The following is a 16,445-nucleotide window of genomic DNA, read 5'->3' as shown; positions in this document are numbered from 1 at the left end:
ATGAATGAACAATCTATTCGAACGGTTGTTGAAGAAGTGATTCAGCAATTGTTAAAAAAGGACTTCAGACCCAATACAATCTCGATGGCTGTCTCTGCACGCCATTGCCACTTAAGTCAAGCTGATTTAGAAACGCTTTTTGGCAAAGGGTATGAGTTAACGAAAAAAGCGGACTTGTCTCAGCCCGGTCAATTTGCGGCTAATGAAACGTTGGTCATTGTCGGACCAAGAGGAAGCATTGAAAAAGTGCGAATCCTCGGTCCGGCCCGTTCTTTAACACAAGTGGAAGTCAGCAGAACGGATGCAGTAAAGCTTGGGTTGAAACCGCCCGTAAGGGAATCTGGCAATATTGCTGGTTCTGCACCGATTACTCTGGCAGGGCCCAAAGGAAGTATTTTCAAAAATGAAGGACTGATCATTGCCCAGGCTCATATTCATATGCACCCTGAGGATGCCGCTTATTTTGGCGTTGAAAACGGCGAGTATGTACGAATTCGAACAGAAGGGGAACGCCCGGTTTCGTTTGAAAAAGTACTTATAAGGGTTTCACCGAGATATCAGCTTGAAATGCATATCGATACTGATGAAGCTAATGCCGGATTAATTACAAGCGGTCAGGCTGGTTTCATTGTTAAGGATGGGGAGCCTTTAGTAAAACCCCAGCCTGTGACCAATCAGGTATCACCTGAACAAAACAAACCAAAAGAAGTTCATTTTCAAAAAAATCTCTTAACCAAAAGAGATGTGCAGGCATGTCAGTACGAAATGATATCGGTTCGGAAAGGCACAATTGTGACTCCATTGGCACGAGATGCAGCAAGAGAGTTGAAAAAAAGCATCCAGGTTATGGATTAGTTTAAGGGGATGATTTTTTGTTAGTTGGAACGGTGATAGGAAATGTATGGGCGACAAGGAAGGAAGAGAATCTAACAGGATTAAAATATTTATTTGTCCAGCCGGAGCTTCCATCCGGAGCGCCTATCCTTTCACCGTTTATTGCGGTGGATCGGATTGGTGCCGGAGTCGGAGATAAAGTGATGGTCACAACGGGAAGTGCGGCGGCAAATATTATCGGTGATCATAGAATGCCGATTGATGCTGTCATTATCGGAATTATCGATTCTATTGATGTTGAAGGAGGTGCGTAAGTGATGTCAAAAGCCTTAGGAATGATTGAAACTAGAGGGCTGATTGCCTCGATCGTTGCCGCAGATGCAATGGTTAAAGCAGCGGATGTACGTTTAGTTAAAAAAGAAAAAGTGGACGCCGGACTCGTTTCGATTTTAGTAGAAGGAGATGTCGGGGCTGTCCAGGCAGCGGTCGATGCTGGCAAGTATGCAGCTCAAAATGTCGGCGTGCTAGTAACCGCGCATGTGATCCCGCGTCCGGATGAGGGAGTAGGACAAATGTTGGCACAGACGCCGAAAAAGGCAGAGGAGAAACCAAAACCTGCAAAAAGGGGTCAAAGAGCAAAACAAGATGAGCCTCCTGCACAAACAGAATAATTTTTAAAAGAATGGAGGAAGAAACATGGCTTTCAAACGTAAAAAAATTGCTGTGATTGGTGCAGGATTTACTGGTGCAACAGCAGCGCTGATGATTGCGCAAAAAGAATTAGGTGATGTCGTTCTGGTTGATATCCCGTCTCAAAACGATCCGACCAAAGGGAAGGCACTGGATATGCTGGAAGCAAGCCCTGTCCAAGGCTTTAATGCAAATATAACGGGTACCTCAGATTATGCGGATATACAGGATGCTGATTTGGTGTTAATCACTGCAGGGCTGCCGCGGAAACCAGGGATGAGCCGGGATGATTTGGTTTCTACCAATGCAAAAATTATCGAGCAAGTCTCGAAAAATATTAAAAAATATGCGCCGAATAGCTACATTATCGTTTTAAGTAATCCTGTTGATGCGATGACCTATGTTTGCTATAAAACAACAGGGTTTCCTAAAAATAGGATTATCGGTCAGTCCGGAGTCTTAGATACTGCGCGTTTCAACACTTTTGTTGCACAGGAATTGAATGTGTCAGTGGAAGATATTTCAGGTTTTGTCCTTGGCGGGCATGGTGATGATATGGTCCCATTGGTTCGATTCTCTTATGCCGGCGGAATCCCGCTTGATAAAATTCTTCCGCCTCACCGAATTGAAGCGATTGTGGAAAGAACGCGTAAAGGCGGCGGCGAGATTGTCAGTTTGCTAGGTCAAGGCAGTGCCTACTACGCCCCGGCAGCATCGATGGTCCAAATGGCTGAAGCCCTATTAAAGGACAAAAAACGAATCTTGCCATGTATTGCCTATCTGGAAGGGGAATATGGCTATCAGGATTTATATCTAGGGGTTCCAACGATCCTTGGCGGCGATGGGATTGAAACGGTCATTGAAATTGCGTTAACCCCTGAAGAAAAAACAGCCCTTGATCAATCAGCCCAATCTGTTCGGAATGTTATGTCGGTTTTGAAGACACGATAATATTTGGATAATATATCCTGTGAATCCTTTTACAATTCTATATTAAACTAGTAACACCTAGTTTTGGAAATAGTCGTGTATGGGATATGGTTTTACTTTTATATTTCCAGGAGATTTACTTTGAAAGGGGAAGGGTTTATGGAGCAGGGAAACAACCATTTACAAAAAGCGCTTAAACCAATTCATCTCTGGGGTATTGCTGTAGGGATGGTCATATCCGGCCAATATTTTGGCTGGAACTATGGTTTTGAATCAGGTGGCACCATCGGTCTCGGCATTGCCGCACTGATTATAATTGTCTTTTATACGACTTTTATTTTTAGTTATTCAGAGCTTTCAACTTCCATCCCTCATGCCGGCGGGCCGTCTGCCTACGCCCGAAAGGCAATGGGGCCGTTTATGGGCTTTATAACCGGTATAGCATGTTTACTGGAATTCGTTTTTGCCCCTCCAGCGATTGCAGTTTCTGTTGGAGCGTATATCAATTTCCTAATCCCAAGTATTAATGCCGTTTATGCAACGGTCGGAATGTTTATTTTATTTATTTTGGTCAACCTCATCGGTGTAAAAGGTGCCGCTATCATTGAGTTAGTGGCAACGGTATTGGCACTGATCGGTCTCTCGATTTATTATGTGGCCGGTTTACCTCATGTTCAATCATCCAATATATTTAATGATAGGGCTTTTAGTCATGGCTGGTCCGGTGTTTTAGCAGCGATTCCATTTGCCATGTGGTTCTTCCTTGCGATTGAGGGGGGAGCGATGGCAGCAGAAGAGGTGCGCGACCCGAAAAAGGATATTCCCAAAGGCTTTATTTCCGGTATTTTAACGCTTGGTGTGGCAACGATTTTAACCTTAGTCGTAACGGCAGGACTTGGCGGCGGTACCGGTAAACCGGCGGATTATCCTCTTCCACAGGCATTGGAAAGTATTTATGGAGAAGGCAGCTTTATTCCAAAATCAGTTGCCATTATCGGTTTATTTGGTTTAATTGCCAGCTTGCACGGTATTATTATTGGTTATTCCCGTCAAACGTTTGCCCTGGCTCGAGCAGGATACCTGCCTAAGTTTTTGTCTAATCTTTCGAAACGCGGGGTGCCGCATTGGGGCTTGATTGTTCCTGGAGCGATTGGAGTGATCGCAGCAGGCTCAGCAAACTTTGCTAATGCGTTGATTATCCTATCCGTTTTTGGTGCGATTACGATGTACTGCTTAAGTATGGTTTCGTTGTTTGTGCTGCGGAAAAAGGAGCCGAATTTGGAAAGACCATTTAAGGTGAGCTATCCTGTGGTACCGGCGATTGCATTAGTATTGGGTGTTTTCTCTTTCTTCTGCGTGGTAAAATACAGCGTGTTAACGACAACTCTTCCATTGTTTGGAGTGGAGCTGCCTTTGGCGGGTGTGATTCTGACGATTTTTGGTGTGGCGATTGTCTACTATTTCTTAGTAGGATCCAAGAAACTTCGTCCAATGTCGGAGGAGTTTGTTTCAATTGAGGATGTGACTTCTGGAGAAACAGGGACAGATGAGAAAATAGGATAACGTTCAATAGAAAAAGATGTTCCATTGGGCGGGGCATCTTTTTTATATTAGTTGAAATGATTGGATACAGAGGATCCTCAAATAATGCCCCTGTTCGTATAAGTTATCATGAACGAAACTAGCTCCTTACTCGTAACACCGCAGGTTAACTAGCAAAGTTATATCGTGCAGGTGAATTAACCTCTGTTTGCGTGCCAACAGAAGATGAGAACTGGATGTTTCATGATAGGAAGTATTTGTTAACAAGCATAAATAGATAAAAGCAGTTGGCATTGTCTGCCTTGACTGATATAATAGTAGGATATGAAGTGGAATACGATGTAATGTGGGGGAACCGGTGATGCCGGTTGAGATTTAGTCCGTGAGACGATGACCCTTGGAACCTGATCTGGTTGATACCGGCGGAGGGAACATATTCTTAAACAATTAATTGTTTGCTGATATGCACTCAGGTTTCTTTGCCTGGGTGTTTTATTTTGTTTAAGCAAGTTTTTGCCTTCTAACCAACACTGAGGTTTCAGCCTATTTATTTTGTTTCACTTTAGATATTATTTTTACATATGGGGGATTCTACATGAAGAAATGGCTAGTACTAGTCCTTTCAGTCCTTTTAGTGACTGGATGCAGCAGCAAAAAAGAAACAGAAAACGCAAAAGAAAAAAAACAGCCGCTTAAAAAGGTCTCGATTGTACTGGATTGGACGCCAAATACCAATCATACTGGATTATATGTAGCAAAAGAAAAAGGATTCTTTAAAAAAGAAGGCTTGGATGTGGATATTATCATGCCGGGTGAGACCGGTGCTGACCAACTTGTAGCTTCTGGCAAGGCGCAGTTTGGTGTTGGCTACCAAGAAGCGATTACCCAGGCACGTATTCAAGGGGTACCGCTCGTATCGATCGCTGCAGTGATTCAACACAATACATCAGGATTCGCTTCACCAGCTGGCAAACAGATTCAATCTCCGAAAGATTTTCAAGGAAAAACATATGGTGGATGGGGCTCGCCAGTCGAAAAATCTGTCATCACTTCTCTCATGAAAAAGGAAAACGCCGATGCCAATAAGGTGAAAATCGTGAACATGGGGGATACGGACTTTTTTACGGCTGTGAAACGAGACATCGATTTCGCTTGGATTTACTATGGGTGGACTGGTGTAGAAGCAGAGCTTCGTAATGAAAAAATTAATATGGTTTACTTAACAGATTACTCTGACAAACTGGACTACTATACACCTGTTTTAGAAACAAACGAAAAAATGATTGAAGAGAACCCAGAAACGGTTAAGGCATTCGTAAATGCCGCTGCCAAGGGGTATGAATTTGCCATTAAAAACCCTGATCAAGCTGCAGATATCCTGATTAAAGCAGCACCGGATTTAGATCCAAAGCTGGTAAAGAGGAGTCAAGAATGGTTGTCTCCGAAATATCAGGATGATGCAAAGGAATGGGGAATTCAAAAGCAAGAGATTTGGGAAAATTATGCCCAATGGATGTATGAGAATAAGCTTCTTGATAAGAAATTAGATGCGAAAAAAGCCTTTACAAATGAATTTTTACCAAAACAATAGGGGGTAGAAAAATATGGCGAATGCATTAATCAGCATTCAAATCATCCCGAAAACAAAGGGTGGAGAAGACGTCATTCCATACGTCGATGAAGCCATTAAAGTCATTGCTGAATCTGGTGTGAAATATGAGGTACACTCATTAGAAACAACAATGGAAGGCGAACTCCACGAATTATTTACGGTGATTTCAAAAATGAATGAACGAATGATTGAAATGGGAAGCAAAAATGTCATTTCTCAAGTGAAAATCCTTTATCAGCCAACAGGCATTGCCATGGATGACTTAACGGAAAAATATCGATGATGAGGAAGAATCTTGTAAAAGGGTGGAGACCGATTTTGGTTCTCCTCCTTTTGTTTGTCATTTGGGAGATTGTCGTTAAATTAGCAGAAGTGCCGGAATGGCTTCTTCCGCCGCCATCAAAGATTTTCATAGAGGCCATTGCCGGTTGGCCTGATTTTTATCCAGATGTGTTTTCAACGGTTAAAATTTCACTATTTGGATTTGTAGTTGGAGCATTCATTGGACTGGCGGTCGCCGTTTTATTCCATCTGGTGCCTGTTTTAAGGGATTCTTTCTATCCATTATTGATTTTATCGCAAAATGTTCCCATTATCGTTCTGGCTCCACTGTTGGTGATTTGGTTTGGGTTTGGCTTATTGCCCAAAATGATTGTCATCACCCTTGTTTGTTTCTTTCCCATTACAGTGGCCGCCTTGGATGGATTTAGCCAAACCCCTTCAGAGTTGAAGCATTATATGAGGATGGCAGGTGCATCCAAAACACAGCTTTTTTGGAAATTGGAGCTGCCGTTTTCTTGGCCTTCGATTTTTTCAGGCTTTAAGGTTTCTGCCACGTATAGTGTAATGGGTGCCGTTATTTCTGAATGGCTTGGTGCTAAGCAGGGGATTGGTGTCTTTATGACATTCGCATCGTCGTCTTTTCGAACGGACCGGGTGTTCGTTGCCATTTTTACGATCATGTTCTTAAGCCTCTTGTTTTTCTTTTTCATCGTTTTTATGGAACAAAGAGTGGTTCGATGGCAGCCGAAAGGAGATGAGAAAAAATGAGCTATCTTCGTTTTCAAAACGTTACAAAACGTTTCGGGCAAAATGAAGTACTGAAAGACCTTGATTTTTCCATTAATAAAGATGAATTTGTTTCTATTATTGGCCCTTCAGGAAGTGGGAAAAGCACCATTTTCAATTTAATAGGAGGAATTCTTTCACCAGATGAAGGAGAGATCCTATTAGACGGCCAGTGCATTAATGGCAAGCGTGGTTTTATTAGTTATATGCCTCAAACTTCTTCTCTTTTCCCGTGGAGGACGATACTTGAAAATGTCCTTCTTGGCCAAGAACTTCAGGGAAAAAAAGATTTAAAAGCAGCACGAGAAATGCTGGCGATTGCAGGACTCTCTGATTATGAAAACGCCTATCCTCACATGCTATCTGGAGGAATGAAGCAGCGGGCTGCTTTTATCCGTGCCTTATTGAGCCCGCAAGAGTTGATCTGTCTTGATGAGCCTTTTTCAGCATTAGATGAGCTAACCCGGTTTGAAATGCAGAAATGGTTATTGGAAATGTGGGAATCACATCGAAGGACTATTCTTTTTATTACTCATCATATTGAGGAAGCACTGTTTCTATCCGATCGAGTGATGATGCTGTCTGGTAAGCAAGCAAAGGTCGTTTCAAACATAGAGGTTCCATTTGAAAGGCCGCGGCACGAAGGTATTCTACTAGATGAAAGCTTTATTCAACGGAAAAGGGATGTATATTACCAATTAGTAGGTGAAATCAAATGAACATGATCGACGCTCATATACATTTGGATCGCTATCAGGATGAGGAAATCAAAAGGATTGTATTGGATTCTGCCCATATCGAAGCCTTGATTTCTGTATCCTTTCATTTGGATTCCAGTAAAAGAAACCTTTTGCTTTCACAAAAATATCAAAAGGTAAAACCTGCATTTGGCTACCATCCAGAACAAGCATTGCCTTCTGAAAACGAGCTAAAGGGGCTGCTAAATTGGATGGACGACCACCGTGACGAGATGATTGCTGTAGGAGAGGTGGGGCTGCCATACTACTTAAGGCAAGAGCAGGGGATTTCGATTGCTCCTTATCTTGAAGTATTAGAAGTGTTTATAAGTAAGGCGAAAATATGGGACAAACCGATTGTTCTTCATGCTGTTTACGATGATGCGCCTCTCGTTTGTGACCTTCTCGAAAAATATTCTGTTTCCAAAGCGCATTTTCATTGGTTTAAAGGGGATCAGAAAACAATAGACCGAATGATTAGAAACGGCTACCATATTTCTATTACCCCGGATGTGGTGTATGAACGAGAAATCCAGCAGCTTGTAAGCGTCTATCCTCTCGAGCTCATGATGGTTGAAACAGATGGTCCTTGGCCATTTGAAGGTCCATTTGAAGGGAAAATGACCCATCCGAATATGATGGAGGAATCCATAAGGAAACTCGCCCTGCTTAAGAAGCTTTCCGCTGCGGAAGTTTCAGATGTTTTACATCAAAACACAAAAGGGTTTTATCAATTAACATCTTGAAGCTGCCGATCAAACATTGGCAGCCTTCTTTATTTGTAAAAGTTTTTTATCTTCCCTGATTTCCGCACTAGAGTAACATGCATGTTCTAGCAATAGACGGTCCATCAATGGGGGGTTCCTCCGAAATAACTTCTTATCTAAGGGGTTTACTTCTTAGCTCTTTCTTGAATAAGAGAAGGGGTTATTTGTAAGTAAATCGAAGTTAAGCAGAAGATGTTATTTTGTTTACCATCTGGATGTACTACTCAACATTAAGGAGGAAAACAATTATGAGCGAAACAAAGTCATTACGAGGACTCGCTACAGTCAGTTTTTGGACGGATGACCTAGCAGCTGCAAAGAAGTAGTACACCGAGCTGTAGTTTCCCCATTCGTAAGCCTTGTTTTGTGATACTCCCAGACCTATGAGTTTTCTCACTCTTGTTTTGGGTGTTTTCCATTGTTTCCATTCAATCATACGGAGTCTTCTTCTTATCCACTCATCAAATTCTTTAAACTTACTTGGTGTATCCGCTAAAGCAAAGTAACCACACCACCCCGTTAGGTATTGATTTAGTTTCTCAATTCTTGTTTCCATTGGGATGGATTTTGAACGTGAAGTTAGTTCCCGTATTTTCGACTTTAGTCTTTTGATACTTTCCTATGAAATATATGGATTGGATGAATCCAACACTGCCGGACCATGAAACAACTAAAATAGGTATTGCACCCCACGGAAGGGCGTGGAGAATGATAAAAGCGGAATTATGGCGTGAGCTTTTATGTACCACAGAAAGTAAAAACGCTAAACTCTATCCCAAATTGAGTTTAGCGTTTTGGAAATCCGTTGCTAAGGCTAAAGCGCCGAGGAGGCTCACCGGCACGCCCGCGGTAAGCGAAGCGCCTGGAGTGGAAATCAACAGACAGGTTTAACATAGTTTTTTAATTTCTAAGCTCTTTTTGATACAACCTACCATCTAATGGAGGAATATTACGATAAAACCGTTGAGCAAAACACTTTATCTAGTAAAAAACAGAAATTTTTTGAAAAAATAGCAAATTCCTATTATAATAAAACTAACCATTTTTAAGACCAAGTCCTAATATGTAGTAATAATTTCAAATAAACTGGAGATAAAACATGTCAATCGAAACGAAACAAAGGAAACCAAGAATTTCTGCTTATTTTAAGACACTCGGAATCAAGGACTGTAAAAGCAAGCGGGGCTTTTGGAAGCACGTTACTGGAGTAGATTCAGTCTTGGCAGAGGAACTTGAACCACTTATATGCCGCAAAAAGCAGGGAAATATTTATGAGGTAAAGAATGGTACTTTGCCTTTCAGCTTGGCAGTGGAATCATGGACGAAGTCATTTCATAAGTCTTTCCTGACTTGGATAAACCAGCAAAAACAACTAAAGCCAAAGCGAATTTTGGAAATTGGATGTGATAATGGATTGTTGGCATGCTGGTACGCCACACGGTTTCCGGATGCGGAGATAATTGGAATCGATCAGTCAGGGAACGGAATCCGGTGTGCCAAAGAGTTGGCTAAGCAGCTAGGTCTTACTAATGTGAGCTTTTATCGAATCGATTTTATGGATTTAAGAGAGCATTTTTTGCTGAACTCTTTTGATCTCATTATTTCTGTGCGGGCCTTTCATGAGATTATGGGACCTCTTTTCTTCCCAAAGTATTGGTCACTACCAGATTACTTGAAGGAAAATCCAACATATGGAGACAGTAAGTATTTACAAATAGTCGATGATTTGTTAACCGACGACGGAACCTATCTCTCTTGTGAGCGATTGGAAAACCCCGCAGATGTCGGGAAGTGGGCAAATTCGCTATCACAAGCCAATTTCCAAGTCCAGTGGGATGACTGCGACATCATAGATTATCATGAGTTAGGAGCAAATAAGCGTTCTCCTATTATTGTAGCGACAAAAAGGCAGACTGGGATCACAACCTTAGAAGGTATGGAACACCTTTATACGAAAGATCATCCAATCGTATTAGAGGCCGGGAAATCCTACAGCGGGGCGAAAGCTGAGTTTGCCTATCACCGCTTGGGGGAGAAAACATTCAAATCAGGCCACTATCTGGATGTGCCCAACCACTGGCATATGTTTCGATTTGAAATTTGGGAGACCAGCAGTTTTCTGATTGTCTATAATTACGGTAATATGGGGCATCGTCATTTGGACATACTTTCTGCCGGTGCATATTTAGAGGCACAACTGCTGATAGAGGAGGCAAAGGAAAAGTCCAGTCACCTCGGACCAATTGTATAATACAACAGCCTGGAAGCACGTCCAGAAAAGCTATTTTATACTTAATTCAAAGGCAATAAAGAAACTATTGGGTTTAAATATAAAATTAATTTGCAATTAGAGAGTCTACATGAAATTGTAGGCTTTTTTTCTCTCTAAAAATTCAAAAGGGGCAAGTGTTTATTCTCGATAGCAGGAAAAATGCATAAAATAGATCCCATCGGTCAATGTTTCACGATATTTTTACAATCATTTTATAAGAAATAGAGGGAAGTCATTATGTCAACCTTAACAGGGTTTCTGCCCAGCACTTCCGCTTTTAAATTTGGAAACAGCTTTCCACAAGTTCCATTATGGAAAATGGATGTTTTGGGTCTGCGGATTCCAATCGGTAATGCATCATAAGGCCTTTGTGGCGGAATGATTTATGCAGTCATAGATTACTTTGAAGCAAAAATGCCGATTCCGTCCAATCCGACAGCCCCTCCATCTGGTCCATTGTTCAAATATATCGTTAATCGGCAGATGGAAAGCTTTCATTTGCCCTTTGGTCTTATTAAATATATGGTTTTGATGAATCCTGTCCTCCCGGATCATGAAACAACCGCTAGTAAACTAGGAGCTGCACCGCACGGAAGAACGTGGAGCATGATTAATGAGGAATGGCCGAGAATAAAAAATGATCTTGATAACGGAAAGCTATCACCGCTTGGTTTAGTCAGAGTAAAATCCCTTAATCCTTTTCAGATTAGACAAAACCATCAAGTTCTTGCATATGGGTATGACTTCAATGAAAATAATCTGTCCATTCATATCTATGACCCTAATTTACCAAACGATGATCATGTAACTATATCTTTAAGTATTGATAATCCCGAATCGCCAACAACTGTTGTTCATTCAAAATCATCTGAACCGATTTATTGTTTCTTTAGAACGAATTACAACTTTACAAGGCCAATAGATTTAAACTAGATTTCAAGCGGCTCGTTTACGGAAAAAAACAATGAAAGGATCAATGGGGGTTAAATAAAATGACTCCGGCCCAATACCGGAGTCATTTACTAGCTGCATAAAAAGGTCTTTTTTAAACTGTCCACTTTACGGGTCACAGTTCAAGAACCAAAGTGGCGTACCTTTTTATTTTACCTAATGAAATTAAATCTTATTTGTTGTACAAAACTCGGACAAGAGGCATGGTGAAAAGGATTTTTTATTTAAGTCCAGTGGGATATCTCGAAGGAATTTTTGTACAGGAGGGCTTTCGAAGAAAAGGGATGGGAAAACAGCTTTTGGCAGCCTGTGAAATTTGGGCAAAGGAACGGGGCTGTAAAGAATTTGCAAGTGATCTGGAACTAGATAACATAGATAGTTTAAGATTTCATCTGAAGAGTGGATTTCAGGAAGCCAACCCAATTATTTGTTTAACGAAAAAATTATAGAAATCGAACCTTCTTCCACAGAGACTCTCAAACTCCAATGATACTACAACAAATAGTAATTCCTAAAATTAGGATAGACTGGTAAAGTTTTGTAATTTCACTTCCAACCGATGAAATACTTTGAAAAAGTGACTTCGTGGGTTTATTTCAAGTGATCAAGAACTGGGGAAAATATAACCTGGATAAAGGCGGGAAACCGTTCATGGATTGTATATCTTCCGAGTTAAAGGATGTGGAGGATCTCTCACTCATTCAATATGTTTCGGAAACCATTCAAAAACAGGAAATTCGCAGCTTATTTGAATCATTTTGTGAACAAGAAGAGCTGGTTTTCGACAAGGAAGTTAGCGGCCAAGCTGAAAATGATACATATCTAGAACCTGAATGTGGAGATCTTGACGATACGCTGACGCATCGTGAGACGAGAAGGGGGCAAAAAGAAGAAGAAAATAAAAAAGATAAAAAAAAGAAAAACAACAACAAGAAGCATTTAATCCAAATATAGAGAAAAATCCAGACACAGAAAATAATCAAAAAGAAGTAGATGTAAAAGAAATTATTGAGTTTTGGGACGACAATGGATTTGGTTTTTCGAACATGAATGCGAAAGAGCAGCTGTTCGTTTGGTTAGAGGATTCTAGCTTTTTACAGCCGAAAGAGGTGATTTTAAAAGCGATGAAAATTGCCTGTGCCAACAACAAGCGAAGGCTGAGTTATGTGGTTGTGATTTTGAAAAACTGGGTAAATGACTCCTTACTGACCGTAGAAGAAATTGATTCTTTTTATGAGAGTCAAAATTCTGCACCAAAGCATAGGCAATCAACCGAATCCTTTCCTGCCGGAAGAGTAATTTCAAGTGGATTTAAACTTGACCTTACGGCAGGTGAAGAGGGATGAGTATGGCAGAAAAAGCGTTTTTAGGAAGCTTGATGAAGGCGGAGTACTTACTCCGAGATCCCGTCATTCAACCTGAACAGTTAGAAAGTACACGGCATAAAGAATTAATGCGAAAGCTGTGTTTGCCTCAACAGCTTACTGACTATTTAAATTAATTTTATCTATGGGAGCTAGTGGGTTTAAAAAAATAAAATAGCCAACATTACATTGACAAGACTATGTAATGCTCTTACAATTGAAAATGATTATCAACATCAATTGGGAGGAAGTTATATGTTTTATGCAATTAATCGTCGGAATATTTTATTAACATTTATTTTTATTTTTTTATTATCATCAGTATCACTTGGTTGTACAAATGCTAGTGATAAGGATACAACGTCAAAGAATGTAAAAGATAATATGCTTACGATCGCTTGGGCGAGGGATGTGGGCGAAATGAATCCCCATGTTTATAATCCTTCACAATTATTTGCTCAGTCAATGGTATATGAACCGTTAGTAAGTTACGGAGTTGGAGGAGAGCTAAAACCGCATCTTGCTGAGTCATGGGAAATTTCTGAAGACGGAAAAGTATATACATTTCATCTGCGTAAAGATGTGAAATTTTCTGATGGAACAAGTTTTAATGCAGAAATTGTGAAAAAGAATTTTGATACAATTTTGAATCACATGGAATTACATAGTTGGTTGGGTTTCCTTTCTAAAATTAAAAATATAGAAGTTATCGACGAAAATACGTTTAAAATGACATTAACTGAAGCCTATTATCCAACGATTCAGGAGTTAGCTGTTGTTCGACCTGTTCGTTTCTTAGGTGAAGCTGGATTCCCTGAAAATGGTGATACCTCAAAAGGAATTGTGAAACCAGTTGGTACAGGCCCATGGATTTTGGAAGAGTATAAAGCGGATGAATATGCGATTTTCAAACGAAACGAAAACTATTGGGGTGAGCTTCCAAAAGTAGAAAAAATTCAAGTGAAAGTCATTCCTGATGCAGAAACGAGAGTACTAGCGTTTGAAAAAGGTGAGCTAGATTTAATTTACGGAGAAGGTGTGATCAGTTTAGACGCTTTCAAACAATTAGAATCAACTGATAAATATGAAACTAGCATTTCTGAGCCAGTCGCGACAAGACAGCTTGTTATGAATACAAACAGAGAACAGCTTTCCGATGTACGTGTTCGCCAAGCGTTACATTATGGATTTAATAAAGAGGCAATGGTGAAAGGAATCACTTCTGGACTAGAAGAAGCAGCAGATTTTATTTTACCGACAAACTTGCCTTATACTTCCGAAATTGATGTTAAGAAGATTGGATATGATGTTAAGAAAGCAGAAGCGTTATTAGACGAAGCAGGCTGGACACTTCCTAAGGGGAAAACGGTTCGGGAAAAAAATGGACAGCCACTTGAAATTGAAATGATGTACGATTCAGCAGAATCTATTCAAAAAGCAATGGCAGAAACGCTACAATCAGAATGGGCTGCCATTGGTGTGAAATTAAATATTGTTGGGGTAGAGCTTGCTGTTCAAGTTCAAAGATTTAAAGATAATAAGTTTGATATTAATTTCTTTAGTAACTACGGTGCTCCATATGATCCGCATACATTTATAAACATTGTGGCAAAAGAAGGATTTGGATTTAATGAAGCCATTTCAGCCTATCCAAACAAAGCGGAATTACTTCAACAAATGGCCCGGGTTCCTCAGACAACAGACGAAAATGAACGTCAACAGCTGTACACATCTATATTAACATCACTGCAGGACCAAGGAGCAATTCTTCCTATCTCTTATATTAAGAAAACAGCGATTTATCAAAAAGATGTCAAGAACTTCAATTTCTCTGCGAATCGTGACGAAAATCCATTTACAGGAATTATCATCGAGCAGTAAGCAGGTAGGAGGCTATTATGGGCAATTATATTATAAAACGAATAATGTCCATTATCCCGGTTTTTCTTTTTGCCGCACTTCTAACAACTGGAATGATTCACTTTTCACCGGTGGATCCGGCTGAGGCTTATTTAACAGCAGCACATATCGAACCGACCGATCAGATTTTGGCCCAGAAAAGACATGAATTTGGTTTAGATCAACCATTCTTCATTCAATATGTAAACTCTATTATGAAGATATGCCAACTTGATTTTGGCATATCTTATGTTTCGAATAAGCCCGTTTGGGACGAGGTGATCTACCGAATTCCAGCAACCCTCCAGCTAGCGCTAGGGAGTTTATTCATCGCGGTGCTTGTCAGTGTCCCTCTTGGCTTTCTAGCAGGAGTAAAGAAAAACAGCGCGATTGATCATTTCAGTCGCATACTTTCCTTTTTCGGGGCATCCATTCCTTCTTTTTGGCTAGGTTATTTATTGATTTTTTTCTTTTCTGTAAAATTGGATCTTTTCCCAGTTGAAGGGTTTGGAACATGGCAACATCTTGTATTGCCTTCCATTACGCTTGCTCTTCCTTTAATAGCGATGTACACAAGATTGTTGCGTGCTAGTATTCTTGAAAATTTACAAGAGCCCTATGTGCTATTTGCAAGGACAAGGGGGATAAAAGAAAAAACCATTATGGCCAAGCATGTCTTAAGAATTGCCATTTCCCCGATGATTACTGGTCTGGGGATGAATCTTGGGAAACTGCTGACAGGAACGATTATCGTGGAGACCGTTTTTTCTTGGCCTGGATTTGGACGTTATTTTATTGAAGCGATTTTTAACCGTGACATACCTATCATTCAATGCTATGTACTAATAGCCGCTAGTTTATTTATATTTAGCAACCTAATGGTGGATTTGATTCAAATGTTTATTGACCCGCGCATATCCAGGAAAGAAGGGCAACAACGATGATAACCAGTATACGCAGGATATTTATAAGTCAAAAAGTGATTCCTATATGTACTATTGTTTTAGGGATTCTTTTTATCGTCACGTTATTGGCTCCCTGGATCGCACCCAATGATCCGATTGCGGTCAATTTAGTTTATAAACTACAGCCTCCCTCCTGGGAATTCCCATTAGGAACGGATCATTTAGGAAGATGTAACTTATCACGCCTTTTATATGGGGGACGAATATCTTTAGGCTTTGCCATGCTCATTTTCATTTCATCTTTAACGATTGGTTTAATAATTGGAACCTTTTCTGGATATAAAGGCGGCTGGGTGGATCAGGTTTTGATGAGATTTTGTGATGGTGTGATGGCTTTTCCTAGTCTTATCCTTATACTTGGACTGGTTGGTATTTTCGGTCCTGGACTTTCGCAGGTCATTTTAGCGCTGATGCTTGTGCAATGGGTATATTACGCGAGAATGTTCCGAGGAATGGTTCTAAGTCTGAAGGAACAAAACTTTATTGCAGCGGCGAAAATAAGCGGCTCATCGCAATGGAAGATTATTAAAAATCATATTGTCCCAAATGTACTCCCTCCACTTGTGGTCATGGGTACATTAGAAATGGGTTGGGCCATCATGGATATATCCGCCATGTCGTTTCTTGGTTTAGGAGTACAACCGCCTACAGCTGAATGGGGAGCGATGATTCACGAAGGAAAGTCGTATATTCGGACGAATCCTGAATTAATGCTTTTTCCAGGTTTGATGATTATGCTCGTAATTGTGAACTTCAATTTATTGGGCGAAGCATTATCCGAACGTTACGGTGTCAAACGTCGATCATAAAAAGG

Annotated in this window: 20 protein-coding genes, 2 pseudogenes and 1 riboswitch; of the genes and pseudogenes, 21 read left to right on the top strand and 1 reads right to left on the bottom strand. The window is 40.5% G+C overall.

Translation table 11 applies throughout. The features are described from left to right. From ACSU6B_RS21490 to ACSU6B_RS21440, 11 genes and pseudogenes are all read left to right on the top strand, one after another. Positions 1-855 carry a phosphate propanoyltransferase gene (locus ACSU6B_RS21490; RefSeq protein WP_410888381.1) on the top strand — a complete coding sequence of 285 codons (855 nt, stop codon included), beginning with the start codon at positions 1-3 and terminating at the stop codon, positions 853-855. Positions 856-872: 17 nt separating this feature from the next. Further along, positions 873-1,148, top strand: a complete 276-nt coding sequence (locus ACSU6B_RS21485; RefSeq protein ID WP_168243714.1) for a EutN/CcmL family microcompartment protein — start codon at positions 873-875, stop codon at positions 1,146-1,148. A gap of 3 nt (positions 1,149-1,151) precedes the next feature. Further along, entirely contained in the window at positions 1,152-1,505 is a 354-nt protein-coding gene (locus tag ACSU6B_RS21480; RefSeq protein WP_410888380.1) for a BMC domain-containing protein, read from the top strand. A gap of 25 nt (positions 1,506-1,530) precedes the next feature. Continuing rightward, positions 1,531-2,475 (top strand): malate dehydrogenase, encoded by a 945-nt coding sequence (gene mdh, locus ACSU6B_RS21475; protein ID WP_410888379.1) that lies wholly within the window; start codon positions 1,531-1,533, stop codon positions 2,473-2,475. A gap of 138 nt (positions 2,476-2,613) precedes the next feature. After that, positions 2,614-4,017 (top strand): ethanolamine permease, encoded by a 1,404-nt coding sequence (eat, locus tag ACSU6B_RS21470; protein ID WP_410888378.1) that lies wholly within the window; start codon positions 2,614-2,616, stop codon positions 4,015-4,017. Positions 4,018-4,334: 317 nt separating this feature from the next. Beyond that, positions 4,335-4,444: riboswitch (TPP riboswitch) on the top strand. A gap of 147 nt (positions 4,445-4,591) precedes the next feature. Continuing rightward, on the top strand, positions 4,592-5,587 hold the full coding sequence (locus ACSU6B_RS21465; protein WP_410888377.1) for an ABC transporter substrate-binding protein: 996 nt from the start codon (positions 4,592-4,594) through the stop codon (positions 5,585-5,587). Between the two features lie 13 nt (positions 5,588-5,600). Beyond that, positions 5,601-5,891 (top strand): thiamine-binding protein, encoded by a 291-nt coding sequence (locus ACSU6B_RS21460; RefSeq protein WP_410888376.1) that lies wholly within the window; start codon positions 5,601-5,603, stop codon positions 5,889-5,891. Continuing rightward, positions 5,891-6,658, top strand: a complete 768-nt coding sequence (locus ACSU6B_RS21455; RefSeq protein ID WP_410888395.1) for an ABC transporter permease — start codon at positions 5,891-5,893, stop codon at positions 6,656-6,658. The genes ACSU6B_RS21460 and ACSU6B_RS21455 overlap by 1 nt, the downstream gene beginning before the upstream one ends. Continuing rightward, positions 6,655-7,395: an ABC transporter ATP-binding protein gene (locus ACSU6B_RS21450; RefSeq protein ID WP_410888375.1), complete on the top strand. Its 741-nt coding sequence runs from the start codon at positions 6,655-6,657 to the stop codon at positions 7,393-7,395. Before ACSU6B_RS21455 ends, ACSU6B_RS21450 begins: the two co-directional genes overlap by 4 nt. After that, positions 7,392-8,159 (top strand): TatD family hydrolase, encoded by a 768-nt coding sequence (locus ACSU6B_RS21445; protein WP_410888374.1) that lies wholly within the window; start codon positions 7,392-7,394, stop codon positions 8,157-8,159. The genes ACSU6B_RS21450 and ACSU6B_RS21445 overlap by 4 nt, the downstream gene beginning before the upstream one ends. A gap of 236 nt (positions 8,160-8,395) precedes the next feature. Further along, positions 8,396-8,503 (top strand): annotated as a pseudogene (locus ACSU6B_RS21440) (VOC family protein); the annotation flags it as partial. Here the strand turns inward: ACSU6B_RS21440 and ACSU6B_RS21435 are convergent. Further along, a pseudogene (locus tag ACSU6B_RS21435) lies at positions 8,488-8,799 on the bottom strand (group II intron maturase-specific domain-containing protein); the annotation flags it as partial. The pseudogenes ACSU6B_RS21440 and ACSU6B_RS21435 overlap by 16 nt on opposite strands. A 480-nt stretch (positions 8,800-9,279) precedes the next feature. On the opposite strand from ACSU6B_RS21435, the gene ACSU6B_RS21430 reads away from it, so the two are divergent. From ACSU6B_RS21430 to nikC, 10 genes are all read left to right on the top strand, one after another. Further along, positions 9,280-10,431, top strand: a complete 1,152-nt coding sequence (locus ACSU6B_RS21430; protein WP_410888373.1) for a methyltransferase domain-containing protein — start codon at positions 9,280-9,282, stop codon at positions 10,429-10,431. Positions 10,432-10,689: 258 nt separating this feature from the next. Continuing rightward, positions 10,690-10,815 (top strand): hypothetical protein, encoded by a 126-nt coding sequence (locus tag ACSU6B_RS21425; RefSeq protein ID WP_410888372.1) that lies wholly within the window; start codon positions 10,690-10,692, stop codon positions 10,813-10,815. Positions 10,816-10,830: 15 nt separating this feature from the next. Further along, positions 10,831-11,385, top strand: a complete 555-nt coding sequence (locus ACSU6B_RS21420) for a hypothetical protein (RefSeq protein ID WP_410888371.1) — start codon at positions 10,831-10,833, stop codon at positions 11,383-11,385. Positions 11,386-11,606: 221 nt separating this feature from the next. Next, entirely contained in the window at positions 11,607-11,852 is a 246-nt protein-coding gene (locus tag ACSU6B_RS21415; RefSeq protein ID WP_410888370.1) for a GNAT family N-acetyltransferase, read from the top strand. 151 nt (positions 11,853-12,003) lie between these two features. Beyond that, positions 12,004-12,357 (top strand): hypothetical protein, encoded by a 354-nt coding sequence (locus ACSU6B_RS21410; protein WP_410888369.1) that lies wholly within the window; start codon positions 12,004-12,006, stop codon positions 12,355-12,357. A 92-nt stretch (positions 12,358-12,449) separates the two neighbouring features. After that, positions 12,450-12,749 (top strand): DnaD domain protein, encoded by a 300-nt coding sequence (locus ACSU6B_RS21405; RefSeq protein WP_410888368.1) that lies wholly within the window; start codon positions 12,450-12,452, stop codon positions 12,747-12,749. A 2-nt stretch (positions 12,750-12,751) separates the two neighbouring features. Next, positions 12,752-12,904: a hypothetical protein gene (locus ACSU6B_RS21400; RefSeq protein WP_410888367.1), complete on the top strand. Its 153-nt coding sequence runs from the start codon at positions 12,752-12,754 to the stop codon at positions 12,902-12,904. A 118-nt stretch (positions 12,905-13,022) separates the two neighbouring features. Continuing rightward, positions 13,023-14,648 (top strand): nickel ABC transporter substrate-binding protein, encoded by a 1,626-nt coding sequence (gene nikA / locus ACSU6B_RS21395; protein WP_410888366.1) that lies wholly within the window; start codon positions 13,023-13,025, stop codon positions 14,646-14,648. Positions 14,649-14,665: 17 nt separating this feature from the next. Beyond that, complete coding sequence (gene nikB, locus ACSU6B_RS21390; RefSeq protein WP_410888365.1) at positions 14,666-15,610, top strand: nickel ABC transporter permease subunit NikB; 945 nt, start codon at positions 14,666-14,668, stop codon at positions 15,608-15,610. Next, on the top strand, positions 15,607-16,440 hold the full coding sequence (gene nikC / locus ACSU6B_RS21385) for a nickel ABC transporter permease subunit NikC (protein WP_410888364.1): 834 nt from the start codon (positions 15,607-15,609) through the stop codon (positions 16,438-16,440). Before nikB ends, nikC begins: the two co-directional genes overlap by 4 nt. Positions 16,441-16,445 lie beyond the last annotated feature (5 nt).

It is taken from the genome of Neobacillus sp. C211 (assembly GCF_051842875.1).
GTDB lineage: Bacteria > Bacillota > Bacilli > Bacillales > Cytobacillaceae > Neobacillus.
This window is presented reverse-complemented; position numbering and strand designations above follow the sequence as displayed.

Coding starts and splice junctions, on each gene's coding strand:
- ACSU6B_RS21490 (WP_410888381.1), top strand. CDS start 1: ATGAATGAACAATCTATTCGAACGGTTGTTGAAGAAGTGATTCAGCAA.
- ACSU6B_RS21480 (WP_410888380.1), top strand. CDS start 1,152: ATGTCAAAAGCCTTAGGAATGATTGAAACTAGAGGGCTGATTGCCTCG.
- mdh (WP_410888379.1), top strand. CDS start 1,531: ATGGCTTTCAAACGTAAAAAAATTGCTGTGATTGGTGCAGGATTTACT.
- eat (WP_410888378.1), top strand. CDS start 2,614: ATGGAGCAGGGAAACAACCATTTACAAAAAGCGCTTAAACCAATTCAT.
- ACSU6B_RS21465 (WP_410888377.1), top strand. CDS start 4,592: ATGAAGAAATGGCTAGTACTAGTCCTTTCAGTCCTTTTAGTGACTGGA.
- ACSU6B_RS21460 (WP_410888376.1), top strand. CDS start 5,601: ATGGCGAATGCATTAATCAGCATTCAAATCATCCCGAAAACAAAGGGT.
- ACSU6B_RS21455 (WP_410888395.1), top strand. CDS start 5,891: ATGAGGAAGAATCTTGTAAAAGGGTGGAGACCGATTTTGGTTCTCCTC.
- ACSU6B_RS21450 (WP_410888375.1), top strand. CDS start 6,655: ATGAGCTATCTTCGTTTTCAAAACGTTACAAAACGTTTCGGGCAAAAT.
- ACSU6B_RS21445 (WP_410888374.1), top strand. CDS start 7,392: ATGAACATGATCGACGCTCATATACATTTGGATCGCTATCAGGATGAG.
- ACSU6B_RS21430 (WP_410888373.1), top strand. CDS start 9,280: ATGTCAATCGAAACGAAACAAAGGAAACCAAGAATTTCTGCTTATTTT.
- ACSU6B_RS21425 (WP_410888372.1), top strand. CDS start 10,690: ATGTCAACCTTAACAGGGTTTCTGCCCAGCACTTCCGCTTTTAAATTT.
- ACSU6B_RS21420 (WP_410888371.1), top strand. CDS start 10,831: ATGATTTATGCAGTCATAGATTACTTTGAAGCAAAAATGCCGATTCCG.
- ACSU6B_RS21415 (WP_410888370.1), top strand. CDS start 11,607: ATGGTGAAAAGGATTTTTTATTTAAGTCCAGTGGGATATCTCGAAGGA.
- ACSU6B_RS21405 (WP_410888368.1), top strand. CDS start 12,450: ATGAATGCGAAAGAGCAGCTGTTCGTTTGGTTAGAGGATTCTAGCTTT.
- ACSU6B_RS21400 (WP_410888367.1), top strand. CDS start 12,752: ATGGCAGAAAAAGCGTTTTTAGGAAGCTTGATGAAGGCGGAGTACTTA.
- nikA (WP_410888366.1), top strand. CDS start 13,023: ATGTTTTATGCAATTAATCGTCGGAATATTTTATTAACATTTATTTTT.
- nikB (WP_410888365.1), top strand. CDS start 14,666: ATGGGCAATTATATTATAAAACGAATAATGTCCATTATCCCGGTTTTT.
- nikC (WP_410888364.1), top strand. CDS start 15,607: ATGATAACCAGTATACGCAGGATATTTATAAGTCAAAAAGTGATTCCT.